This is a genomic window from Virgibacillus kimchii, assembly GCF_055379185.1.
The window spans coordinates 81,384-105,781 of record NZ_AP043951.1 but is presented as its reverse complement, the minus strand read 5'-3'; the positions used below and the strand labels follow the sequence as shown (position 1 = coordinate 105,781).

General features: G+C 40.1%; 26 protein-coding genes, 1 other RNA gene and 1 pseudogene. 14 read left to right on the top strand and 14 right to left on the bottom strand.

The window, feature by feature from the left end; genetic code table 11:
* Positions 1-381: 381 nt before the first annotated feature.
* Positions 382-1,620, top strand: a complete 1,239-nt coding sequence (locus tag ACZ42C_RS00710; RefSeq protein WP_461183818.1) for an IS4 family transposase — start codon at positions 382-384, stop codon at positions 1,618-1,620.
* 602 nt (positions 1,621-2,222) lie between these two features.
* Here ACZ42C_RS00710 and ACZ42C_RS00705 read toward each other — a convergent pair.
* A complete protein-coding gene (locus ACZ42C_RS00705) occupies positions 2,223-2,591 on the bottom strand; it encodes a hypothetical protein (protein WP_461182552.1) in 369 nt (122 codons plus the stop codon).
* 135 nt (positions 2,592-2,726) lie between these two features.
* Here ACZ42C_RS00705 and ACZ42C_RS00700 point away from each other — a divergent pair, with 135 nt between their 5' ends.
* From ACZ42C_RS00700 to ACZ42C_RS00690, 3 genes and pseudogenes are all read left to right on the top strand, one after another.
* Positions 2,727-3,206: an Hsp20/alpha crystallin family protein gene (locus ACZ42C_RS00700; RefSeq protein ID WP_461182551.1), complete on the top strand. Its 480-nt coding sequence runs from the start codon at positions 2,727-2,729 to the stop codon at positions 3,204-3,206.
* 115 nt (positions 3,207-3,321) lie between these two features.
* Positions 3,322-4,475: pseudogene (locus ACZ42C_RS00695) on the top strand (agmatinase family protein).
* Between the two features lie 199 nt (positions 4,476-4,674).
* Complete coding sequence (locus tag ACZ42C_RS00690) at positions 4,675-5,517, top strand: ATP-binding cassette domain-containing protein (RefSeq protein WP_461182550.1); 843 nt, start codon at positions 4,675-4,677, stop codon at positions 5,515-5,517.
* Positions 5,518-5,597: 80 nt separating this feature from the next.
* Here the strand turns inward: ACZ42C_RS00690 and ACZ42C_RS00685 are convergent, their stop codons facing one another.
* The 4 genes from ACZ42C_RS00685 to ACZ42C_RS00670 all read right to left on the bottom strand — a co-directional run bounded on the left by ACZ42C_RS00685 (position 5,598) and on the right by ACZ42C_RS00670 (position 6,938).
* Positions 5,598-6,071, bottom strand: a complete 474-nt coding sequence (locus ACZ42C_RS00685) for a hypothetical protein (RefSeq protein ID WP_461182549.1) — start codon at positions 6,069-6,071, stop codon at positions 5,598-5,600.
* 50 nt (positions 6,072-6,121) lie between these two features.
* The gene (locus tag ACZ42C_RS00680; protein WP_464891312.1) at positions 6,122-6,361 is read right to left on the bottom strand and encodes a hypothetical protein; all 240 of its coding nucleotides are present in this window, start codon (positions 6,359-6,361) and stop codon (positions 6,122-6,124) included.
* 50 nt (positions 6,362-6,411) lie between these two features.
* Positions 6,412-6,639 carry a spore germination protein gene (locus tag ACZ42C_RS00675; RefSeq protein ID WP_461182547.1) on the bottom strand — a complete coding sequence of 76 codons (228 nt, stop codon included), beginning with the start codon at positions 6,637-6,639 and terminating at the stop codon, positions 6,412-6,414.
* Between the two features lie 71 nt (positions 6,640-6,710).
* Positions 6,711-6,938 (bottom strand): spore germination protein, encoded by a 228-nt coding sequence (locus tag ACZ42C_RS00670; RefSeq protein ID WP_461182546.1) that lies wholly within the window; start codon positions 6,936-6,938, stop codon positions 6,711-6,713.
* 157 nt (positions 6,939-7,095) lie between these two features.
* Between ACZ42C_RS00670 and ACZ42C_RS00665 the strand changes: the two genes are divergently transcribed.
* The 8 genes from ACZ42C_RS00665 (at position 7,096) to ACZ42C_RS00630 (ending at position 11,452) form a co-directional block, all read left to right on the top strand.
* Positions 7,096-7,401 (top strand): hypothetical protein, encoded by a 306-nt coding sequence (locus ACZ42C_RS00665; RefSeq protein WP_461182545.1) that lies wholly within the window; start codon positions 7,096-7,098, stop codon positions 7,399-7,401.
* A gap of 250 nt (positions 7,402-7,651) precedes the next feature.
* Positions 7,652-8,290 (top strand): CbiM family transporter, encoded by a 639-nt coding sequence (locus ACZ42C_RS00660; RefSeq protein ID WP_461182544.1) that lies wholly within the window; start codon positions 7,652-7,654, stop codon positions 8,288-8,290.
* On the top strand, positions 8,283-8,729 hold the full coding sequence (locus tag ACZ42C_RS00655; protein WP_461182543.1) for a hypothetical protein: 447 nt from the start codon (positions 8,283-8,285) through the stop codon (positions 8,727-8,729). The genes ACZ42C_RS00660 and ACZ42C_RS00655 overlap by 8 nt, the downstream gene beginning before the upstream one ends.
* On the top strand, positions 8,726-9,550 hold the full coding sequence (locus ACZ42C_RS00650) for a DUF4198 domain-containing protein (protein ID WP_461182542.1): 825 nt from the start codon (positions 8,726-8,728) through the stop codon (positions 9,548-9,550). The genes ACZ42C_RS00655 and ACZ42C_RS00650 overlap by 4 nt, the downstream gene beginning before the upstream one ends.
* A 28-nt stretch (positions 9,551-9,578) precedes the next feature.
* The gene (gene cbiQ, locus ACZ42C_RS00645; RefSeq protein ID WP_461182541.1) at positions 9,579-10,355 is read left to right on the top strand and encodes a cobalt ECF transporter T component CbiQ; all 777 of its coding nucleotides are present in this window, start codon (positions 9,579-9,581) and stop codon (positions 10,353-10,355) included.
* A gap of 76 nt (positions 10,356-10,431) precedes the next feature.
* Entirely contained in the window at positions 10,432-10,539 is a 108-nt protein-coding gene (locus ACZ42C_RS00640) for a YjcZ family sporulation protein (protein ID WP_461182554.1), read from the top strand.
* A 242-nt stretch (positions 10,540-10,781) separates the two neighbouring features.
* Positions 10,782-10,892, top strand: coding sequence for a YjcZ family sporulation protein (locus tag ACZ42C_RS00635; protein ID WP_461182540.1), 111 nt, complete (start codon positions 10,782-10,784; stop codon positions 10,890-10,892).
* A gap of 191 nt (positions 10,893-11,083) precedes the next feature.
* Positions 11,084-11,452: a hypothetical protein gene (locus ACZ42C_RS00630; protein ID WP_461182539.1), complete on the top strand. Its 369-nt coding sequence runs from the start codon at positions 11,084-11,086 to the stop codon at positions 11,450-11,452.
* A 240-nt stretch (positions 11,453-11,692) separates the two neighbouring features.
* On the opposite strand, the gene ssrA is transcribed toward ACZ42C_RS00630, so the two are convergent.
* The 6 genes from ssrA to secG form a co-directional block, all read right to left on the bottom strand.
* Positions 11,693-12,058, bottom strand: a transfer-messenger RNA (tmRNA) gene (ssrA, locus tag ACZ42C_RS00625).
* A gap of 134 nt (positions 12,059-12,192) precedes the next feature.
* Complete coding sequence (gene smpB, locus ACZ42C_RS00620; RefSeq protein ID WP_461182538.1) at positions 12,193-12,657, bottom strand: SsrA-binding protein SmpB; 465 nt, start codon at positions 12,655-12,657, stop codon at positions 12,193-12,195.
* 75 nt (positions 12,658-12,732) lie between these two features.
* Positions 12,733-13,542, bottom strand: a complete 810-nt coding sequence (gene zupT, locus ACZ42C_RS00615; RefSeq protein ID WP_461182537.1) for a zinc transporter ZupT — start codon at positions 13,540-13,542, stop codon at positions 12,733-12,735.
* Positions 13,543-13,845: 303 nt separating this feature from the next.
* The gene (gene rnr, locus ACZ42C_RS00610; protein ID WP_461182536.1) at positions 13,846-16,017 is read right to left on the bottom strand and encodes a ribonuclease R; all 2,172 of its coding nucleotides are present in this window, start codon (positions 16,015-16,017) and stop codon (positions 13,846-13,848) included.
* 86 nt (positions 16,018-16,103) lie between these two features.
* Positions 16,104-16,850 (bottom strand): alpha/beta hydrolase, encoded by a 747-nt coding sequence (locus ACZ42C_RS00605; RefSeq protein WP_461182535.1) that lies wholly within the window; start codon positions 16,848-16,850, stop codon positions 16,104-16,106.
* A 222-nt stretch (positions 16,851-17,072) separates the two neighbouring features.
* Positions 17,073-17,303 carry a preprotein translocase subunit SecG gene (secG, locus tag ACZ42C_RS00600; protein WP_461182534.1) on the bottom strand — a complete coding sequence of 77 codons (231 nt, stop codon included), beginning with the start codon at positions 17,301-17,303 and terminating at the stop codon, positions 17,073-17,075.
* A gap of 177 nt (positions 17,304-17,480) precedes the next feature.
* Here secG and ACZ42C_RS00595 point away from each other — a divergent pair, with 177 nt between their 5' ends.
* A complete protein-coding gene (locus tag ACZ42C_RS00595; RefSeq protein WP_461182533.1) occupies positions 17,481-18,395 on the top strand; it encodes an alpha/beta hydrolase in 915 nt (304 codons plus the stop codon).
* 64 nt (positions 18,396-18,459) lie between these two features.
* The gene (gene ptsP / locus ACZ42C_RS00590; protein ID WP_461182532.1) at positions 18,460-20,172 is read left to right on the top strand and encodes a phosphoenolpyruvate--protein phosphotransferase; all 1,713 of its coding nucleotides are present in this window, start codon (positions 18,460-18,462) and stop codon (positions 20,170-20,172) included.
* A 1,085-nt stretch (positions 20,173-21,257) separates the two neighbouring features.
* Here ptsP and ACZ42C_RS00585 read toward each other — a convergent pair.
* The 3 genes from ACZ42C_RS00585 to eno all read right to left on the bottom strand — a co-directional run bounded on the left by ACZ42C_RS00585 (position 21,258) and on the right by eno (position 24,383).
* Positions 21,258-22,169, bottom strand: coding sequence for a nuclease-related domain-containing protein (locus tag ACZ42C_RS00585; RefSeq protein ID WP_464891311.1), 912 nt, complete (start codon positions 22,167-22,169; stop codon positions 21,258-21,260).
* Positions 22,170-22,334: 165 nt separating this feature from the next.
* On the bottom strand, positions 22,335-22,922 hold the full coding sequence (locus tag ACZ42C_RS00580; protein ID WP_461182530.1) for a nitroreductase family protein: 588 nt from the start codon (positions 22,920-22,922) through the stop codon (positions 22,335-22,337).
* A gap of 174 nt (positions 22,923-23,096) precedes the next feature.
* A complete protein-coding gene (gene eno / locus ACZ42C_RS00575; protein WP_461182529.1) occupies positions 23,097-24,383 on the bottom strand; it encodes a phosphopyruvate hydratase in 1,287 nt (428 codons plus the stop codon).
* Positions 24,384-24,398: the final 15 nt, after the last annotated feature.

Here is a 24,398-nt window from a genome sequence, read left to right as displayed (position 1 = left end):
AAGCAAGACCTGTTTCGAGCAATAAAAATTGCGAATTGTCGTTCATATAGCTAATGAAGATATGTTTAATGAAAAAAACTTACGAAGCGATCTTCATTGCGACTATGAGAATAAATTTAATCTAAAAATACCCCCAATCCGAACTACATTGCGACTATGAAGATATATTTAATGCTAAAATGCTCACTACCTGATCTTCATCACGAATATGAAGATATATTCAATCATTAGCATTGCATTAATTTATCAACCATTTTGTCAAGCATTACATCTAGTAAAAAATATTCCCAATATAGGTAATAATACTTACAATTGCATAAAAAAAGCCTTATAATTAGGGTAGTAGTTCTTGTCCAAATCCCTAATTATAAGGAGCATCACATGGACAAGGATAACACAAAAACAACAATAAATGAATTATTAAAGATAATAAACGAACAAACTTTTACGAAATTAATCAATGTGATCGATCTTGATAAGTACGTTAAAAAACTGACAGCTCATAAATTTTTACAGTTGCTTATCATAGCCCACATAAATGAGGTTGATAGTTTAGCGCACCTTACCCAAAAGGTGAAAGATGATGACAAATTAAACCGCCATATGGGATTTGATATTAGCACCTCTCAACTTTCAAGGAAGCTGGGAGCTTTATCACCAAAAGTTTTTGAGAAGGTCTTTCACCATCTTGTTTTTAACATCCATGCTCGGCAGAAAGGGCAGCCTATTTCTCAACAAATCTCAAGACTTCATGTCATTGATTCGACAACGATGAGTATGTCCCTGACGCAATATCCATGGGCAACATTCCGTAAAACAAAAGCCGGCGTTCGGCTTCATCTTCAGGTAGTTGTTACAAAAGACATGGTATTGCCTGATAGTGGTGTACTTACACCAGCCAAGCATGCAGATCGAACACAGATGAATGAACTTATTGAAATCGTACCTGATGCTGTCTATCTATTTGATCGGGGTTACAACGATTACAAACAATTTGATAAGCTTTGCATGGAAAAAGTTCGTTTTATTACACGGTTGAAAAAGAACGCTGAAGTAAAAGTACTTCAAGAATATGAGGCAAATCCAGACTCTCTCATATTTAAGGACCAGAAAGTTATCTTAGGAAAAGGAAAAAACCAAATGACTAGATCATTAAGGTTAATTGAAACAGAAGATAGTGAAGGTAATACGGTTATCATTATCACAAACTGCTTCCATCTTTCCGCTAATGAGATTGGTGACTTGTATCGCTACCGATGGAAAATAGAGACCTTTTTCAAATGGATGAAACAGCATTTACACCTGAAAACATTCTACGGAAAAAGCGAGAATGCCGTTTACAATCAAATCTGGATTGCGCTCATTACATACTGTTTAGAACTTTTAATGCAGCGAAACTTACATCATAAAGGATCATTATTAGACGTACACCGAAAGTTGCAAACCAACTTATTTGAAGGACTGGATAAATTCATTCGTTCCCTCTTTAGAAAGCCTGAACGCACGTCAAAAGGACGGCGAGCAAATCGTTGGGAGAGAGAATTTAAGTTCATAGAGCGTCAATTTGCACTTGAGGAGGTGAGTCATTTAAACGATTTAACGTTTGATCCTTTATTTTAATTACTTTTTAATATAATTCAAATTATCTGACAAGGACTACACTTATTCCTGTATTAACTTTTTTTCACTGTTCGGAATGAGGTGCAGTCAGAATATTGCATCATATTAATGTTACTTATGAAATCTTTGCTTGACTTTAATTTTTAGGTTTTATGCAATGCTAATGATATTCAATGCAAAAATACTTACAACCTGATCTTCATTAAGCCTATGAAGATACGTTTTATAATAAACTTCTCACTATCTGATCTTCATTGCGACTATGAAAATAAATTTAATGCTAAACTTCTCACTATCTGATCTTCATCACGACTATGAAGATATATTAATCCTAAAATACTTACAACCTGATCTTCATCAAGCCTATGAAGATACGTTTTATAATAAACTTCTCACTATCTGATCTTCATTGCGACTATGAAAATAAATTTAATGCTAAACTTCTCACTATCTGATCTTCATCACGAATATGAAGATATATTAATCCTAAAATACTTACAACCTGATCTTCATCAAGCCTATGAAGATACGTTTTATAATAAACTTCTCACTATCTGATCTTCATTGCGACTATGAAAATAAATTTAATGCTAAACTTCTCACTATCTGATCTTCATCACGAATATGAAGATATATTCAATGCAAAAATCCCTTTGATTCAAACCCCCTACCTTAGTTGTCGTCCTTAGCTGCCAGCAATGCTCTATAGTACGTTTTCTGCGTCGGGACTTCATTTTCTGCAATACAATGCTCAATGTACTCCGCAACCGCACATTCTGCCGGAACATTTCTTCATTTACTTCTGCAAGATGATTGGCTTTCTCCGAGGAAAAATTGCCGCATACCGGTTTTTCTTTTTTCAGCAGTATATCCAATTCACTTTCCAATTCTTTTATTTTATTGTATACAGCCCTTTCTTTCTTTTCCAACTGTGCTGTTCTTTTTTCCAGCTCCTGCAGATTCTGTTCCATGCTTATCCCCTTCCTTCCTGCAAACTTGCTATAGTTTATAAACCGACATATACCCATATGAATCAATCGGGTACAAGCACTTTTTTTAAGCATCGTGATTATGATAAGTGTATAGGCGGGAAAGGAGGGGGTTATTTGAATAAATATTGGCCCAAAGGCTGGAAAGATAAGCTGCCTAATTTCCTGGGTGAAGACTTCTTTTCCAGTTTTGAGAACTTTGATATGAATGATATGGAAAACCCGGGTTCTTCCGGCGGCGCAGCCAACAACAATAATTATTCAAGTGTAAAGGTCAATATTTGTGAATCCGATCATGAATTGTTATGTATTTTTAGAATTCCCGGACTGAATTTGGAGGACGTGGAAGTCGATGTATATGATATGACACTTGAAATCGTTGGCTCCATCAGCATAGATCATAAAGGGTTCAGGCCGGTTCAATTGGAATTATATCAAGGCCCTGTGAAGAGGCAGGTTAAATTGCCTTACCCTGCCCGTCACGATAAAATTAACGCCACCTATAAGCATGGTTACTTATATGTTCATTTGCACCGGCTTTTCCGCAATAAGGATACAAAACAAAAGCTGGATATAAAGAATATGGAAACAGAATAAATTATTCAATATTTTATAGAGTGCTTTATTTGGCATAAATAAAATGATCATAGAATATAATGAAATGATTGCCATCAAGCAAGGAATACGAGAATAACAGCTAAGAGGTGTATGTATGGGTTTTTTTGACAATCATGGGTTGAGCTTTCGCCAGAAAAAAGCATTGGAAAGCGATCGGACAACAGATTTATTGGGAATAGAACATGCGAAAAAAGAAGCCAAAATACCTGACACGGAAAGCAAAAAAGAAATTCAACGCTCCCTAAAATATGGTCTGGAAGGTGCACCCTCCATCGGAGACCGTACTATATCCACATTTACAAGAGAATCAAGACCTCCTTTTGCCGGAATACCCACTTTTTTAAGAGCTCCCTTTCTGGAAGATGTTCGAAACGTAGGCGAATATGATGTAGCTTTCATTGGTGTACCTTTTGACATTGGTACCACTTACCGATCCGGTACAAGATTTGGCCCGGAAGCATTAAGAAAAATTTCAAAACTTTATGATACGTACAGTTATGAAATTGGTGTAGATCTAAAAGAATCGTTAAAAATGTGTGATGTTGGGGATGTATTTACGATTGCCAATATTGAAAAGACGTTTGACCAGATATACAAGGCTGTCTCCCACGTGTTTTCTCAGGGTACCTTTCCGGTAATGCTGGGCGGTGACCATTCTATTGGATATCCATGTTTACGGGCGATCGCAGACCATGTGGATGGAAAAGTAGGCATTATTCACTTGGATCGTCATTTGGATCTGCAGAAAAAGATATGGATGAACGTATGCATACTACACCATGGTTCCATGCCACCAACATTCCGAATGCCCCACCTGAAAATCTCGTTCAAGTGGGAATTGGCGGATGGCAGGTACCAAGGAAAGCTGCAGAAAATGTACGTAAATTCAATACAACGGTGCTGACCATTGGAGATATTGAACGGCTCGGTATCTACAGGGCTGCTGACATTGCTTTGGAAAGGGCCTGGCGTGGAGCTAAAGCGGTTTACTTAAGTGTGGATATCGATTCCTTTGACAGTGGTTTTGTTCCAGGAACCGGTTGGCCGGAACCAGGTGGTTTTCTGCCGAGAGAAGGATTACAGTTTATTAGCAGGGTTGCAAGTGAAGGGGTGTGCGGAATGGAATTGGTGGAAGTATCCCCGCCTTATGACGTCAGTGACCAAACGGCATTATTGGGGCTAAGGGTGATCTCTGATGTACTTGGTTATATGGTAAAGGAAGGAAAATTGGGTAAACATTTTGGATAGATCAATCAGTATATGCATTTCTTCTATTTACAATTAGGAGGTTGAAAGGGGAGAAAATCGTCAATGGAAATTTAAAATATTACTTTTTCATAGTAATCATAATTCGATTTTCTCCAGTCTCTACATAATAGACCTATGATTTCAACAACACTCCCCCGTTGTAAATGCCGGGGGATTTTCTTTGAAAGGAGCAGGTATTTTGAACGCAATAGAACTAAAAGAGGTAACCTATCGATACGATAATGATAACGCAGATGTATTAAAAAACTTTTCCCTGACAATACCAACCGGAAAAAAAGTGGCACTATTGGGAGCTAATGGTGCGGGAAAATCGACCCTCCTGCATCATTTAAATGGATTAAAGCTTCCATATAAAGGTACCGTGAAAATTATGGGCGTTCCCCTCACAAAAAAAACGGCTCCTGCCATTCGCCGGCAGGTAGGCCTGGTTTTCCAGGACCCTGATGACCAGGTATTTTCCAGTACGGTTTGGGATGATGTGGCATTTGGGCCGCGGAATTTGAATATGACGGAAGATGAGGTGGAAGAAGTATGCAGTGCAGCTTTAGGTAACGTGGGGATGCTGGAATATAAAGGAAAAGCCCCTTATCATTTGAGCTACGGACAAAAAAAACGTGTAGCCATAGCGGGAATTTTGGCCATGAGACCGGACATTGTTATATTGGATGAGCCTATGGCATTTCTCGATCCTGTCGGTCAGGACGAAGTTGCCGGATTATTGCAGGGTTTAAATTATATGGGCAAGACCATTTTGTTATCCACACATGATGTCAATTTTGCTGCTTCCTGGGCTGATATGATTATTTTGATACATGACGGAAAAGTTCTCGCAGCAGGTGGTACAAGTCTTTTGGTCAATGAGAATTACATTAGAAAGGCCAATTTGCATATGCCTATTATTTCCAGAACCTTCAAGATGGTCCCTGGACTGGAAAAGGATGAACTTCCGGTTAATGAACAGGAAGCCTACCGCTTTCTCTTTAATCGGTTAAATGAAAAGGAAAACAAATATATATATTAAGCGTGTACTTGGTTGATTTAAACCGGAGTATGGGCTTGTTCTCTTTAATTACACAAGCCCATTTACATATCTAACAAAATTTATTCTTCTCCATCTTGATCATTCATCGTTTCATTATGCATCATCGCATTTTCAAATTCATTGGTATTCATCTCATTAAATGTAATTGGATCATTTTCCTCAAGCAGCTTCTTTAATTCTTCTGCGTCACTTAATGCGGTTAATCCAACCATGAGGTTGCCTGATAAATCCTGCACATGTAAGTCCTGTATTTTATAATTTATATTTTCAATGGTAAGTGGTTTAATATTCTCCACTTCTTCCTGTAATGCTTTGTTTTCCTCCTCCAATTGATCCAGCTTTTCATTTAGTTTTTCTATGTTTTTCAGAATGGAATCATATTTTATGTTGGGTTTATGTTCCTTGTATTGAATTTTTTCCGGGTAAGATGCAGGAGTTTTCTCATATTTTGGTTGTAGGTTAAAAGATGACTGGGGATCATGGTATGGACCATAAGAATAATTCGGGTAAAAGTAACGCCATTGATGATTCAATTCTGTCACCACCTATGATAATAACTTTAAAATGATACATGGTAAACATGCTAGTCGCTATAAAAAACAGGCGACGTCGGAATCTTTTCCACTTCTTCTTTCGCTTTTTCCATTTCCGCTTCAGCTTCTTCCATTTCCTCTTCTTCAAACTCTTCTTCTTCAAAAAATCCTTTTGGCAGTTGTACAGATGAAGATCTGTTCTTTAAAAAGACAGCCTTACCTACATTTAATGACCCTAATGTACTGATTGCATTTACATTTATGTTTCTAATTGAAATATTCAGATCCATAAGTGGCCAGCCTTTCATATATAAACTCTCTAATCATTCTTTCAATCAAACTAAACCTGCTTTTGCATCTGATCTATTACATCGGGATCAAATGCATAGTTCAGGTTACTAAATTTCAGCGGGCTTTGATTGGCATCCCCGTTATGATAATAGCCAACATTTATTTTTACGTTCGCCTGGTGTCCTTTATGCAATACACTTCCAAGGTTAATCGAGCCATTATTTGCAATACTGTTCACTCGAATGCCGAAAACATTATTTACATGGGAAGATGCCATACTCAAAACCCTCCTTAGAACACAATTCCTTAAAATAAAAAAGTTTATTATTGCTCCGATATTCACGCATTTCATACTTGTGCCTGCGGTGTATCAATTACATCTGGATCATTGGAGATATTTGAATTGTTAAATTGCAGTGGACTGAAGTTGGCATCGCCGGGCTGTGTATAGCCTGAGTTCATTTTCATATTCGCCTGATGTCCTTTATGGGCTGCATTTCCATAAGAAATAGCTGCGTTATTCGAAACGTTATTTATACGAATACCAAAAATATTATTAATGTGTGTAGGTATCATAAGCACCATCCTGTCTTGCCTTTTGTAAAATTATTATATTCCTCCAAACGTATTCTGTGCATGAGGTGATCTTTAAAAAACACCTAATTCCTTTGACCAATTTTACGTGGATGAATACAAATATACGGAGAGATAAATATGCAAGGAGGCAATAGGGATGAACTACTATTATACCCCTGGCTACTGGGGGAATTATTACTACCAGCCTGTACCGTATAATCCAAATCAAATGAGAGAATGGCAGTCTAAAACTCCTTCCCAGCCGGATGGAAGGAATATACACGGTCTGAAACCTTCTTATGAAAGTGGAAATGTATGCGCTTATGTTCCGGATCAGGAGGTTCCCTACCACAAATTGTCCATCACACAATGGCCTTCACAGGATTATCATTATCCGCATCCAAAAGGCTTTTTGCACACGGATTTAACGCAGGAGCACGGTGCTTATTACCCGCATCGTTGATACAGGAAAAAACCGATGTAAATTTTCATCGGTTTTTTTATTTTTGTGAAGAAGGTTTTGCATTTTTCCTGGTATTTTCATTTGCTTTGTTCATTCGCCCAAAAACTGTCTGTTTCTGAGGTTTTTAATCGTTTGGTCTTCCTCCCCTCCCACTCTTGGAAGGCAAACTTTATCCTACTCATACATAATTCCTCCGTCATTTTAATACAGTTTATTATGCAGCAATTTGATGTAAGGAGGTGGGCATTCCATGCACATAGCGGACGGGGTTTTAAGTATATCTGTTGCCGTTGCAACAACTGCTGGCGCAATAGGTGTGCTCGCCTACTCCTTGAGAGGAACAAAGGAAGAAGAAATTCCAAAAATCAGCCTTTTATCGGGTGCTTTTTTTGTGGCATCCTTAATTAACATTCCGGTCGGCCCCACCTCTGTACATCCTTTGCTGGGCGGTTTTCTCGGATTAATGTTGGGACGACGTGCTCCTTTTGCCATTGTAATTGGGCTCATCCTGCAAGCTATTCTTTTCCAACACGGAGGAATCAGCACGTTTGGTGCAAATACGCTGTTAATGTCGATTCCGGCTCTTCTTGTTTATTGGGGTCTTCCTTTCATCAAAAAAATCCCTTTATTTTTTAAAGGGTTTATTGGTGGTTTTTTCGCTGTGATGGCTGGTGTTCTATTACTGGTTTTATTATTGTTATTTTCCGATCAACGATATGCAGAGGGAGATTTTTCTGTCATACGCATCGTACTTCTCGCATACTTCCCTCTAGCCTTACTGGAAGGGGTACTGACAGGATTTGCAGTCAGACATTTATATGCCATGAAACCGAGCCTGTTTAAAAATAGTCATATTCATAAAGAGGCGGTGAACAACAAAGATGGGTAGTAAGCAGCTTTATTTTTTATTCATTTTCTGCACGAGCTTGGTTATTCTAGCTTCCCTTCACCCTCATACTGCATCTGCCCACAGAATGCTGATTGAACATGATGAAGCGGGTTTTATTCACGTTCGCTATGATGATGGCACTGGAGCAGGAAACGCCTTTGTTACAGCTTATGATGAAAATGGAGATGTTTTGTTTGAAAGAAAAACAGACGATGACGGCATATTGAACTATGACAAGGAGTGGGAAATTCATCGAGTTGTAGCCGATGATCGTATGGGACACCGGGCTGTTTCGACCACAGGAGAAGAAGCTTCTCTGCTTGACAGTGTTCCTCTTTCGGTCAGGGCATTATTTGGTTTCTCCATATTACTGTTTATCGCCGCCTTTTTCTTATTGCGTACTAATAAAAAGTCCGGGGATGGTGAAAAATCACAATGAAAAAAATAGTCTTATTCACAGGACTTATGCTGACTTTCAGTTTGTTTATATTTTCTAAAGAAACCTCCGCTCATGAATTGTTTATACAAGTGGAGGAATTTCCGGATAGTAAAGAATTACGTGTAGATGTTATTTGGGGACATATCAGGGATTTTGTGGATCAGGCGGATGTGGAAGATTTGGCACTCTACGTTCAATACCCAGATGAAAATACAGAGCAACTGGATTTGGAAGCTATCGGAGTACAGGCGAGGTCTTATGTATCCATCACAGAGGACGGTACATATACCTTCTGGGCAACACGGGAACCGAGTACATATACACCGGATGACGGGGTTACCCAATTAAGTGATCAAGCCGCAAAACTTGTGCATCATGTTGGTGGTGCCGGGACCTCCGGTAACGATACAGTGGAAATGGAGTTGGAAATTGTTCCTGAGACTGAAACACATTCTTTTTCCACCGGTACATTTACCGGAAACATTTTATTAAACGGGGAACTGACTGAAAGTGCCATTATTAGTGCGTATGGACCGGAGTGGGAAGTGCTTGAAACAACATCAGATGAAGACGGCCAATTTGAGTTGGATTTCGGCTCATCGGGTGAATGGCTCATTAAAGCAAATTTGGAACTAGATGAAAGTGGCACAGTGGATGGGGAAGATTATGAAACACACAGCTTTACTTCCACTTTCCTCATAGATACGGAGCAGGAACAAGTGGATACAAACGAATCTTCCCTTTTTTCACTGGTTGGTATGCTTCTGTCCGGTTTATTAATTGGAGCGGCGGTAACTATTTTTATTATGAGAAAAAAATAATCACAGTTCACAGGCAGGTGAATGGTACATGACTGAACAGGAACCAGATGCATTGTCAGCAATACCCAAATGGGCAAAATCCTGGGAACCTCGGACGAAATTAATTGCAGCCGTGTTCTATATTTTTACCGTGATCAGTTTTACCAATGTATCGGTTGTATTTGTTGCATTTGCCATTGCCTTTATTGGGCTGATATTTATGAGAATTTCTCTCGTTACATTGTTCAAAAGATATTTGGTTATTACGCCTTTTCTCATGTTAATGACCATTCCTTTATTGTTCAATTTCGATCTTTCTTTCCATACCCAAAACACAACGTTTATTCTTTTGATCGTAATGAAAGCTTTTACGTCGATGACAATCATTACCATTATTCTCGACTCTCAGTCACTTGATCAGTTCATGAATAGTCTCGCCGGGTTAAAAATCCCGGCTGTATTAATCACTGTCCTGATCCTTTCCTATCGATACGTTTTTTTGTTTCTCGATGATATCCAAAAAATGCAAACAGCAGCCAAATCCAGATTTTTCCGTGGAGGCATCGGAATTAAAAAAATCAAGGTTTATGGGCAGTTGACAGCAGCTTTATTATCCAGATCGGTAGAACGTGCCGAGCGTATGTATGAAGCAATGGCTTCCCGGTGTTTTACAGGTGAATTATATTTTCAAAAAGGACAGAAAATCACGCCGGGGGATATAGGGAAAACAGGGTGTGCTGTATTGTTGATTCTTTTACTGCTTCTTGTGGATCAAAGTCAAATTCCCCATTATTTCCTCCTGCAAAACTATTGTCTATACACTTGATAAAACCCTGCATAAGATAACAGTGAGAGTGTCACTCTCATTATTTTATCCTATCTTTTAAAGGAAGAATTCTGTAATAGGCTGTCGTTATGGTGGCGGTGGAGACTTTGTATTACTTGTAGTGCTGTTTATTTTACTGATTATTGTTGGTGCATCTTTCGTTGACAGTATAGGTTATTATTAAGAATCGTCATAAATGTAGCCAAAGGAATTCATACTCGGAATTCCTTTGGCTTTAGATTAAAAGACCATCAAAACAAGAAAGCATGAACAGCCAAATGAAGAGGAGCACATTTTATCTATTGGATAAAGGTAAATTGCGAATGACCCCAAAATATTGCACTGATGTCTATACAAATTCTGATCGCCTGCATAGGATATCAATGGGAGTACCACTCTCATACTTTAATAAGGAGGAATGCTATAATGAGTTATGGTTATGGTGCTGGTGCCGGTGGCGGCTTCGCGTTAATCGTGGTGCTGTTTATTCTACTGATCATTATTGGTGCATCTTTCGGTGGATACGGTGGCTATTAATAGAAAATCATGAAACAAATGCTCCCTTATGGGGGCATTTGTATTTAAAAAACCGTTTCCTTCCTTTTTTGAGAAATGAATCTTCTAAAGTAATGAAGGTAGATCGGAATTTTTTCTGACTTTCCTGAAAAAATTGGACTACCTGTAATTATTCGTTCATACGTATCTATTAAGGAAGGAGAGATAAGGAAATGAGAACAGGTATAGCTTTACTTTCTGTTTTGGGGCTGATCCTATTTACCGGTTTTCTTGACTCAACGGAAAATTGGAAGGATTATGAAGGTGTCAATGTAATGAATGATCTCGCCCAGGATGAAGAGGAAGCGAGTACATCATTTGCAGCAGAGGGTCTTCCTGCCTTCACTTCCGTGGAAATGATTTTAGAAGAAACGATGGAAGATGATGGACATGTCGTGGAAGTATATAGAGAATATGAAATTTACACAGACGAACATGGGACCGTGACAAAGCGGGAGCCTACGGACCATTATGAATATTTATGGTATAAGGTGGATGGTGAATATGAGCATGACCACGAAGATAGCCATGAACATGAATAGGTACTTTGGGCTGAGCTGTAATTAGATATATATAGTTTGTCAGATAAAAGTTCTTCTTTATTCAATGAAGACCTTATTACTAAAGCTGGCAATACAATTAATTAGCCATACGCTTTCTATTGTGCTCAACTCCAAGAGAGGTCTCAGGATCCCCGTATAAATGGCAGAAGATAATTGTGTATTTCATTGTTAGTTTTGTAACTACTTCTATCATAAACAAAAAACCACCAACATATGTATTGGTGGAGACGGTGGGAATCGAACCCACGTCCAGAGATATCGCCACTTAGGCATCTACACGCTTAGTTGGCATATTATCATTCACTGTCCTGTCAGCCTGCCAACAGGCTTTAAGGCAGCTAGTCCGATTGGTTTCAACTACCATCCTCAGACGGCGGATGATAGTATAGCCTGCTTCATTTGAGACCCTTCAATCTGCATCACAGGCGAACGCAGGAAGGATCGCTTTAGTACTGCTTACGCAGCTGCTAAAGCTGGTTGATTGTTAGTTTTGCCAGTTATATTTAGGCGAATAACGTTTTACGAGCCGTAACCTCGACGTGCAGCCAAAGCTCAAACTATCCCTGTCGAATCCAGAACGTCCCCGTAAAAAGAGAAACGCTCAAAGATTATATTGAGCTTCTTTCAAGATCTTACATACTTTAGTATAACAGAAATCCGAAAAATTTCAAGCCCCGCAGCACAAACGTTCGATGGTATGGACCAATACGCCGGGCAGACTATCGCATTTGCTCCTTGATTGCTCTGTCTGCATCCCGCTTCATTTGCTTCCGTTTCAGGTCCTCTCGCTTATCATATTTCTTTTTCCCTTTTCCGAGACCAAGCAACACCTTGGCAAACCCATTTTTTATATAAATTTTTAAAGGGATTAATGCATAACCCTGCTGCTGAATCAAACCGGTCAGCTTATCAATTTCTTTCCGGTGCAGAAGCAATTTTCGTGTTCTTGTAGGGTCATGGTTAAACCGGTTTCCCTGTTCATACTCTGCGATATGCAGATTAATCAGCTTCGCTTCCCCGCGGTCAATTCTCGCATGGGAATCTTTTATACTCACTCTACCGGCCCGAATGGATTTAATCTCGGTCCCTTTCAGTACAATACCCGCTTCATACGTATCCTCTATAAAATATTCATGGGATGCTTTTCTGTTTTGGGCAATTACTTTTCCGTGTCCTTTTGGCATAAGCCTTCCTCCTACTGATACATCCACATTATTTTATCAAATATTCGCGTATAATCCAACAGGACCGCCCAGAAATTACATTAATAACAATAAGCTTAACGCCATCACCGCCATTCCACTTATCACCCCATAAATGGAGAGATGTGCTTCATCATATTTCTTGGCAGCTGGGAGCAGCTCATCCAATGAAATGAATACCATAATTCCGGCTACCATGGCAAAAATAATACCAAACATCAGGTCATTTAAGAATGGCATAAGGATCAAAAAGGCGACTACGGCTCCAAGCGGCTCGGCAAGTCCCGATAGTAATGACAAACGGAACGCACGCTTTTTGTCCCCTGTAGCATAGTAAATCGGAACGGAAACAGCAATCCCTTCAGGAATATTATGTATGGCGATAGCAATAGCGATGGCAAGCCCAAGTGCCGGGTCCTGCAAAGTAGATACAAACGTCGCAATCCCTTCAGGAAAGTTATGCAAGGTTATTGCAAGCGCAGTAAAAAGACCCATCCTTAATAACTCCGGGTCATCGATCGCCGACCCAGGTTTTTTCATGTCTTCAATTTTTTTCAATTCATGCGGATTGGAATGCTTTGGAATAAAACGGTCAATGAACGCAATCAGGAGAATGCCTGCAAAAAATGCTGCAACAGTCATCCAAACGCCGCCCGCAGCCCCAAGCTCTACAATAAGCGACTCCTGCGCTTTTGGGAAAATCTCAATAAAGGAGACGTAAATCATTACCCCTGCAGAAAATCCGAGAGCGAAAGATAAAAATTTTGTGTTTGTCGTTTTTGTAAAAAAAGCAAGTAGACTTCCAATCCCTGTGGCGAGTCCGGCAAAAAGAGTGAATAGAAAGGCTAAAATTATATCTTCAGACAATCGTGAAGGCTCCTTTTTCATGAAAATTAATTAAGTTTCTGTCCAGCAAATACAGCAATAACTTGATTATCCCCCAAATTTTGTTCCTCTTCCTGCAGGGGAAGGGGAAAATGTTGGTTCGATTTAAGTCAATACAAGTTTCGCACTTCCTGCCTGGAAACTCGCAAATTATATTTTGAACTGTATACAACAAATTATGACCTGTCAACAATAAAGTTTTACATTTACAAAGAATTATGTACCGGGAGTCGTATTGCTGATGTTTTAAAGGGCAATTAAAAAATCGCTGAGGCGGCTGTCGGCTCAGCGATTTTTTGCTTTTTTTGCTTTGATGGTCTTTTTTCTTTTTGGCTTTTCGGCCTGTACGAGTTCAAAATCGACGGTTCTCTCATCGGTATTGACATCAGCTACCTTTACAGTAACCTCATCACCAATTCGATACACATTGGCTGTACGCTCTCCGATCATTGCATAGCTCCGCTCATCGTAATGATAATAATCATCTGTCATATAGCTCACATGTATGAGCCCTTCAATTGTATTTTCAAGCTCAACAAACATGCCGAAGTTTGTTACAGAACTGATCACACCGGTAAATTCTTCGCCAATTTTATCCTTCATAAATTCTGCCTTTTTCAAGTCATCGGTTTCCCTTTCCGCATCCACTGCGGCCCGCTCTCTTTCCGATGTATGACGGGCGATCTCCGGCATTGCATCCTTCCAGCGGCTTTGTGTTTTTTCATCCATCTGTTTATTTAGCAGATAGGTGCGGATCAACCGGTGAACAATTAGATCCGGATATCTCCGTATCGGAGAAGTAAAATGAGTATAAAAATCTGTTGCCAGCCCAAAGTGACCGATGCTTAGTGGATCATATTTTGCCTGTTTCATGGAACGCAGCATCAGCTTGGAAATAATCATCTCCTCAGGCTTACCCTTTGCTTCCTCCAGTACTTTTTGCAGTGCCTGTGGATGAATCTCATTTCCCGTACCTTTTACTACATAGCCAAGACCGGCGAGAAATTCAAAAAATGTGTTCAACTTTCCCTCATCCGGATCTTCATGAATACGGTGAATAAACGGAACATCCAGCCAATGGAAATGCTCGGCAATCGTTTCATTTGCCGCAAGCATAAATTCTTCAATCAGTCTTTCTCCCACAGAACGTTCACGAAGTACTACATCTGTCGGCTCGCCAGTTTCATTGACAAGCACCTGGGCTTCTTTAAAATCAAAATCAATTGCCCCACGGCCCATTCGTTTTTTGTTTAAAACAGCAGCCAGTTCTTCCATATGTTCAAATAAAGGTACTAATTCTTTATATTTTTCCCTTGTTTCTTCGTCTTGATCGACTAGAATTTTATTTAGATCCGTATAAGTCATACGCTCCTTGGAACGAATTACGCTTTGAAAAATTTCATGACCCACGATTTCACCGCTTGACGTAATTTCCATTTCACACCCCAGCGTCAGCCTGTCCACCTGCGGGTTCAAGGAACAAATACCGTTTGACAAACGATGCGGAATCATTGGAATAACACGGTCCACTAGATACACACTCGTCCCTCTTTCAAATGCTTCCTCATCAATCGGTGTTCCTTCCTTTACGTAATAACTGACATCAGCAATATACACTCCAAGCCGGAAATTACCATTATCCAATTTTTTGACGGATATAGCATCATCCAAATCCTTTGCATCTTCCCCGTCTATGGTTACGATTAACTCATCTCTCAGATCGCGTCTCCCCTTGATTTCATCTTCTGAAATTTCCTCCGGGGTTTCCGCTGCCTGCTGAAGAACTTCATCCGGGAAATCCACCGTAATCCCATGCTTATGAATAATGGATATGATATCAATGCCAGGGTCATTTTTATGTCCCAGTATTTCAATGATTTCTCCTTCCGCACTTTTTCTCCCTTCCGGATACTCCGTTATACGGACGATCACTTTATGGCCATCCACAGCACCATTTGTGCTTCCCTTTGGAATAAAAATGTCATTAGGAATCCGCTTATCGTCAGCTATTACAAAACCAAATGATCTATTATCTTCAAATGTACCAACAATATCTGTACTTGCTCTCTCCAAAATCCGTAATACTTTACCTTCCGCCCGTGCATCCTTTTGTTCTTTTGATTCCGGGCGGACAAGCACGGTATCATTATTCATTGCCGACCCAAGGTCTGAATGGTGAATATAAATATCGGAGAGTTCATCATCGTCCGGAATTAAAAATGCAAAGCCTTTTGCATGCATTTGAATTTTACCGCGAATAAGGTTCATCTTTTCAGGCAGACCAAAGCGGTTTTTTCTTGTACGAACCAGTTCCCCTTCATCCTCCAGCTCGTTTAATGCCTTTACCAATTCCTTAAAGTCCACCGCTTCCTCAATCTCAAAAACTTCTTCCAGTTCATGAACCGCAAGTGGTTTCGTTCCACTTTCTTTAAAATATGCTTGTATTCTATCTTTCATATTGCTCACCTTCTTTCTTTACCTATTATTTGCCTTTTCAATTGAATATAATCATTTTCCCTATAAATCATTGATGGAGTTATCCTTTATTCTTCCCAATCAAGTCCTTCCAGAAATTCGTAAATATCCTCATGAAGCTGATCTTTTTCCTTGCTCAATGTAATGACATGGCCGGCATTCTCGTACCACTGAATCTTCTTATGGTCTGTCTCCACATGATCATATATATAATTGGCGCTCTCCGTATTAATTATTTCATCTTTTCTTGCCTGAACGACCATTGTCGGTGTATAGATCGTATCTATTTCGCTTTTTACGCTTTTTATAAAGCTGCCGAGCCGGGAAAAGCCGGACTCGGAACTTTCCATCAGTTCCTCCACTTCTTTTTCAATTGTTTCTTTCTCTTTTCCTTCCAGTTGTTTATATTCTTTTGCATATAACTGAAAACCTTTCGTTAACTGGGTCTGATTATCAAAAAACATGGGAGAACACATGGGAATTACCGCTTTAATTTTTTTGGAATAAGCGAGTTTTAATCCAAGTACCCCACCGAGCGATAGACCAGCTACGGCAATTTCTTTATACCCAAGTTCTTCCAGGTGATGATAAGCCTCCAGTACATCTTCCCACCATTCTTCCGGTGTCGCTTTCATCAGGACTTCAGGAGGTTGATCATGTCCCCTGTAAATGGGGGCGTGGGACGTGTACCCTTTTTTCTCCAAGTATCTGCCAAGCATTCTTACATCTGCCGAATTCCCTGTATACCCATGTAATAGTAATACCGCACGCGGTCCTGCTTCAAACGTAAACGGTGCCGGTTTTTTTACTTTCATTGACTTCACTGCTCCTTTTTCTTTCTCTACATCCTATTTTACCCTTATTTCTTAAGAATAACTCACTTGATGCATTATGTAATTTAATCAATTCTGCTGAAAAATGAGAGAGCGTTTTCTGTCCATTCATCAAAAAATATGCTTCAACCCATCTTATCTACAGATTCCTTATTGCAAAATTAAAAAGACTCCTACCACATTTGTGATAAGAGTCAATTATTTTTATAGGAAATACGCACTTACAAAAGCCAAAAGAAAGAATATTACTGCGGCACCAATCGTGCTGCGATGCAGAATGTATTCCACCCCTCTTGCCTTTTGCTTCCCAAATAATTGTTCCGCACCGCCTGAAATAGCTCCGGATAACCCGGCACTTTTCCCAGGCTGCAATAAAATAAGAACGATCATAATAATACCAACAACAACCAATAACACATTAATAATCCCAGTCATCTTTCCTGCTACCCCCTCTTTAACCGACAATTGCCTATATATTACTTTAGCATAGATATGATTTCCATATCAAGCGCTTTTTCTAAATAGAGTCTTTTTTACTAGAGCTGAGAGTAGACGGATGAATAAATTACACTCATAATTAGTAAAAAATATAATAAAGGAAAGGATAGTCATATGCAAAAATCATTTTGGATGACAATGGATGATGAGGTGGAAGTCTATGTGAAGAAATGGTATACAGCAAACAGGCAGCCAAATGCAATTGTCCAGATTGCCCATGGTATGATTGAACATATTGAACGGTATCACGATTTTGCCGATTATTTAACGAAGCTTGGTATATTCGTGTATGGGAATGACCATCGCGGTCATGGACAAACTGGCCAAAAACAGGGTGTAATGGGTTACTTTGCAGATGAGGACGGTTTTGATCGTACTGCCGAGGATCTATTTGTGATTACAAAGTTCATCCAGAGGGAACACCCAAAAGTACCGATATTTCTGTTTGGACACAGTATGGGATCCTTTCTGATCCGGCTCTATCTACAGTCATACAGTGAATCAGTAAAAGCTGCCATACTATCAGGAACGGGTTATACACCAGAGTGGAAACTGTTTCTCGCCCGGCAACTTGCAGAGACACTTCCGCCTAAAGAAGAATCAACTTTAATGAATTCCCTTGTTTTTGCCAACTATAATAAAAGAATCAACAGAAATAGAACTGCATTTGACTGGCTGTCAAGGAATGAAAAAACAGTTCGTCACTATATAGAAGACCCGCTTACAGGTTTTGTACCGACTGCCCGTTTCTTTCGCGATTTGATGATAGGAATAAAATGGATTCAATCCGTAAAATTAAACAAATCTATTCGGGCGGATTTACCTTTATTATTTATTAGCGGAGAGGAGGATCCGGTAGGTGATTATGCGAAGGGCGTCTGGAAAGCTGCAGCACTTTATCATGAAGCCGGGCTGCAAGACATAACCACTATGCTGTTTCCCGGTAAAAGGCACGAACTTTTAAATGAAATCAATAATTCGGACGTTTATGCAGCTGTTTATAAATGGATAAGCGAACACATGAATTAGTTGTCACATAGAGCCCCAAAGTTTAAAATGGAATAGAAGGAATTTCCCAGAAAGGTTGGTAGCAATGACACAGATAACAGGAATCGGAGCTTCTTCCGGTATAGCAATTGCAAAGGCATACCGCCTGCAAGCACCGGATCTATCTTTTGATGAAAAGGAAATTAATCACCCTGATGAAGAAATAGAAAGATTAAATAAGGCCCTCGATATTTCCAAACAGGAACTGGAAAAAATCAGGGAAAATACAAAGGAAAACATTGGAGAAGAACAGGCTGAAATTTTTTCTGCCCATTTACTTGTGTTAAGTGACCCGGAATTAATCGATCCAATGAAAGAAAAAATTAAAACAGATCAGGCGATGGCCGAAGCTGCTCTTCAGGAAGTCGCTGATATGTTTATCAATATGTTTAAAGATATGGATAATGAATATATGCGCGAACGTGCCGCAGACATTCAGGATGTAACAAAGCGGGTAATGGCACACTTGCTTGGCGTCACCTTTCCTGATCCGGCTTTAATTGATGAAGAGGTAATCGTGATTGCGAATGATTTAACCCCGTCTGATACAGCCCAATTAAACCGTGATTTTGTAAAAGGGTTTGCAACAGATATCGGTGGACGTACTTCCCACTCTGCTATCATGGCTCGCTCTCTTGAAATACCTGCAGTTGTCGGCACGAAAGAAATAACCGTGGCTGTGCAGCCGGATGATGTCCTTATTGTCGATGGTAATGAAGGGGAAGTGATCATTAACCCGTCCGAGGATGAATTAAATTCGTACAGAGAGAAGCAGGAAATGCACGAAAAACAAAAAGAAGAATGGGCAAAATTAAAGGATGAGCCTACTTTTTCCAAGGACGGGGAACAGGTGGAGCTTGCAGCCAATATCGGTACACCTGAAGATGTTTCCGGTGTATTAAATAACGGTGGAGAAGGTATAGGACTTTACCGGACAGAATTTTTATATATGGGGAAAAATGAACTTCCGACAGAGGATGAACAGTTTAATGCCTATAAATCGGTGTTGGAACAAATGGATGGCAAACCGGTAGTTGTCCGTACACTGGATATTGGCGGGGATAAAGAATTAAATTATTTGGATTTGCCTAAGGAGCTGAATCCATTTTTAGGATTCCGTGCCATTCGCTTTTGCCTGGAAAATGAAAATGTGTTCAGGCCACAGCTGCGCGCCCTGCTGCGGGCAAGTGTTTATGGAAACCTGAAAATTATGTTCCCGATGGTTGCCACGCTGGAAGAATTCCGACAGGCCAAAGCAATCCTTATGGAAGAAAAAGATGCCTTAAAGAAAGACGGCATTGATGTATCCGATGAAATTGAAGTTGGTATTATGGTGGAAATCCCATCCACGGCAGTAATTGCCAAGCAATTTGCCAAGGAAGTTGATTTCTTCAGTATTGGTACGAATGACTTAATTCAATATACGATGGCTGCAGACCGAATGAATGAACAGGTATCCTACTTGTATCAGCCATACCACCCGGCAATTTTAAATTTAATAAACCATGTAATTGAAGCTGCTCACGCAGAAGAAAAATGGGTTGGCATGTGCGGTGAAATGGCCGGTGACTCCATCGCCATTCCAATATTGCTCGGCCTGGGACTGGATGAATTCAGCATGAGTGCAACATCCATACTGCCGGCAAGAACGCAAATCCGCGATCTGTCCAAAAAGGATTTGGCAGCCCGCAAAAATGACATCCTGACAATGGGAACAGCAGATGAAGTTGTGAATTTTGTCAAGGATTTAACGCAGTAATGAAAGGGAGCGCCTGAAACCGTGGAGGTTCAGGCGCTCTATTTGTTTGGTGGGTAGCCGATGCTGAAGCACGGATCCCAAATGAACGAATGACATCCAGAAAAAACATCCGATTAAATCCTGAATAAGATTCTCTGACGCATGGTTGAGCATAAAATGCATCAAGCTTGTTGTAGAGGAGACGGCTATGATACATGGCTGGGTTGATTTTTCTCCAGATATGTAGCTGTGGTGGCGCTTATGGTACACGTTGGGATTTATTTTCTCCAAGCATGTACTTGAGAGGACGTCTATACTACATGGTTAAGCTTATTCTTCTCCTGGCATGTACCTGAGAGGGCGCATGTGATGCACGGACACGCTTAGCTTGATAGAGGCATGCAGTAGAGAGGGGCGCTATACTACACGGTTGCGCTTCGTTTACTCCTGGCATGTACCTGAAAGGGCGTCTATAATACACGCTGAAGCTTCATTTACACCCGGCATGTACCTGAGAGAGCGTCTATAATACACGCTGAAGCTTCATTTACAACTAGCATGCACCTGAGAGGGCATCTATAATACACGCTGAAGTTTCATTTACAACTAGCATGTACTTGAGAGAGTGCATGTGATGCACGGACACGCTTAGCTTGATAGAGGCATGCAGTAGAGGGGGGCGCTATACTACACGGTTGCGCTTCATTTACTCCTGGCATGTACCTGAGAGGGCGTCTATAATACACGCTGAAGCTTCATTTACACCCGGCATGTACCTGAGAGAGCGTCTATAATACACGCTGAAGCTTCATTTACAACTAGCATGCACCTGAGAGGGCATCTATAATACACGCTGAAGTTTCATTTAACAACTAGCATGTACTTGAAAGGGCGTCTATAATACACGCTGAAGCTTCATTTACACCCGGCATGTACCTGAGAGAGCGTCTATAATACACGCTGAAGCTTCATTTACAAATAGCATGCACCTGAGAGGGCATCTATAATACACGCTGAAGTTTCATTTACAACTAGCATGTACCTGAAAGGGCGTCTATAATACACGCTGAAGCTTCATTTACACCCGGCATGTATCAGAGTAAATACTATTTATAATAAACCCAACGATTTTTACCTACTACCTCTAAATGCTGAGCCAGTACCTTAATTATTGTTCTGTTTGTCTTTACAATCTGGCACCATTCCCGAATAATGTTTGTAGTAATCTTTTTTTCTGGAAAAAGCAGCTGAAATTCTCTCACAGACCGTATGATAGCATTCGAAATCATCTCCTCACATGCACATTGTTCACATATACACTTCTCTCCTTTAATATACACAGAAAATGACCTGCAATTCTTACATGTAATCCCTTTACGAAGCTGTTCAAAACTATAGGATGGGGTATACATAAAACGAGAATCAGTAATATGAAGTGACATTAACCTACCAGCCAATAGATGGTGGTGCTTTCCTAACTTTAAAGATTTAGACTGCAGCTGATTAAAGTATCTTTTCATTTGGTTTGGATAAATAAATGGCTTTTCAAGAGGGGCTTGGTATAGAGTAAATGTTTCGTGGATAAAAACCACAGCAGCTTCAATAGGAATATTGAATCCATTCTTAAAAAGCAATTGATTCAACAGCGTTTGACCTCTTTCCATCTGATGTAATGGATTAACAACTTTGTAATGTGGCTTTTTGAAGAATTCATCTTTTTTTGAGTCATATACGTAGTCTCCCTCAAAATTCTTGACTTCATGAAAGTAAGTTTTGTCTGCTGTGATGATGAGCGAATCAATTTGAAACGTGGTGTTGTTCACTTCCAGTAATAAGCCATTTAGTATGATGCAGTCACATTGAAGTTTTTCCGTCCAAGAATCAAATTTCTTTTCTCCTTCATAGCCTTTTGCCAGGTTTGTATAATGCTGCTTGTCCTTTGAGGATAGGGTCATTCTCGTGTTGAGGTATTCCAGGATGAGCAGTTCAGAGGTTTTCGTACGGGGTTTTAGTAGCATATTACAATTCCTTTCTTTAATATAAAGATAACCTTAGTATACTAAAAAATTAAAATAATTGCACATATTATTATTTAATAAATCTCACCCTCCGGTCGCATGTCCAAATAATTATAAATAAAGAGCGCGGTCTGAGAACATCTATTTATTTCAACCACGCCAAAACTATCCCCGAATAAATTCCATTTTCTCTTCCATCGGGGTTCTCCCTTTATCCCTTGGCACCCGCTCCGGATATCCGATTTGCATGACGGCAGCAATTTTAAACCGTTCAGGATCCAATCCAATCTCCACCGCAAACTGCGGATCATGCATATAAGGGGTAACCGTCCATAGCATTCCTACACCATATTCCCAGGCTGCCAATTGTGCATTTTGAATAAAGGCAGCGACAGAAGAATATTCCTCTTCATAGCGTACCTGGTCATCCTCTTTTTCAAAATAAATAACAGCGTGATGTGGAATAGCCAATAGAAAAGCTGTCATGGAGTCAATCATTTTTAATGTCTTTGGGTCATGATTATTTTTGATCATACCGATCCGCTGATAGCTTTTTATTATGGCATCAACAAACGCATTTTTTCCGTTTTCCTGATATATTTTTATATTCCATGGTTCCTTCATGTAATGAGACGGTGCATAGGATCCATAAGTGAAGATTTCTTTTAATATGTCAGTATCTACTTCTTCTTTTTTAAACTTATGTATAGAACGGCGCTCTTTTATTGTGTTTAAAATATCGATTTCTCCCACCTCCCGTTAACTAATGTTAAATAGTTTTCAAACATGCTGCAAGTAAAAATCTGTATGTTTACAGGCAGAACACCAGGGAGCAGAAAAAGCCAGCCCACCTGCGATAGATGCTCCCATCTATCATGAATCCTATAAAAAAAGAGACAGCACCCGCTGCCTCTCTTTTTATTCAAATTACTTCTTCAAATTATAAAAAGCATGTAATCCGGCATATTCACCCATGCCTGCCAGTTCGTCTTCAATACGCAGCAATTGATTATACTTTGCTACACGGTCGGTACGGGACGGGGCGCCTGTTTTAATTTGACCTGCATTGGCTGCAACGGCAATGTCGGCGATGGTTGCATCCTCTGTCTCCCCGGAACGGTGGGAGATGACTGCGGTGTAGCCGGCACGCTTGGCCATTTCAATAGCCTCGAAAGTTTCTGTCAGGGTACCGATCTGATTGACCTTTACCAGAATAGAATTGCCGACCCCCTGCTCAATTCCCTGGGCAAGTTTTGCTGTATTCGTTACGAATAGGTCGTCGCCTACCAGCTGTACTTTGGTCCCAAGGCGGTCTGTCAACAGTTTATGGCCTTCCCAGTCATTTTCGTCCAGCCCATCCTCAATAGAGATAATTGGGTACTTATCTGCCATGTCCGCATACCAGTCAACCATCTCACGGGAATTACGGACAACACCTTCCCCTTTCAAATTGTATTTTCCGTCTTCGTATATTTCAGATGCAGCGACATCCATGGCCAATTGAATTTCTTCCCCGGGTTTATAACCGGCTGCTTCGATTGCTTCCACAATCGTCTGCAGAGCTTCTTCATTTGATGAGAGGTTCGGCGCAAATCCGCCTTCGTCTCCGACTGCAGTATTGTAGCCTTTATCCTTCAGCACTTTTTTCAGGGAATGAAAAATTTCCGCTCCGGTCCGTAACGCTTCCTGGAAATTTGGCGCAGCTACCGGCATAATCATAAATTCCTGAATATCCACATTATTATCTGCGTGTTCCCCTCCGTTTAAAATGTTCATCATTGGTGTCGGCAGGGTTTTTGCATTAAATCCGCCAAGGTAGTTGTATAAAGGAATTTCCAGGTAGCTTGCAGCAGCATGTGCCGCAGCCATAGATACACCCAGTATGGCATTGGCGCCCATGTTCCCTTTATTTTCTGTTTCATCCAGCTCCAGCATAATATGGTCAATGATATTTTGTCGGGTTACATCAATACCTACGAGTTCAGGAGCAATAACCTCATTTACATTCTGTACTGCTTTTAATACTCCCTTGCCCAAGTATCTGTCTTTATCCTGATCCCGCAGTTCCACCGCTTCATGTTCTCCGGTCGATGCCCCACTCGGTACCAAGGCTGCACCAAAAGCGCCTGATTCTGTAAAAATCTCCACTTCCACTGTCGGATTTCCACGGGAATCCAATACTTCTCGTGCATAAACATCTGTAATGTATGGCATTTAAAATCTCTCCTT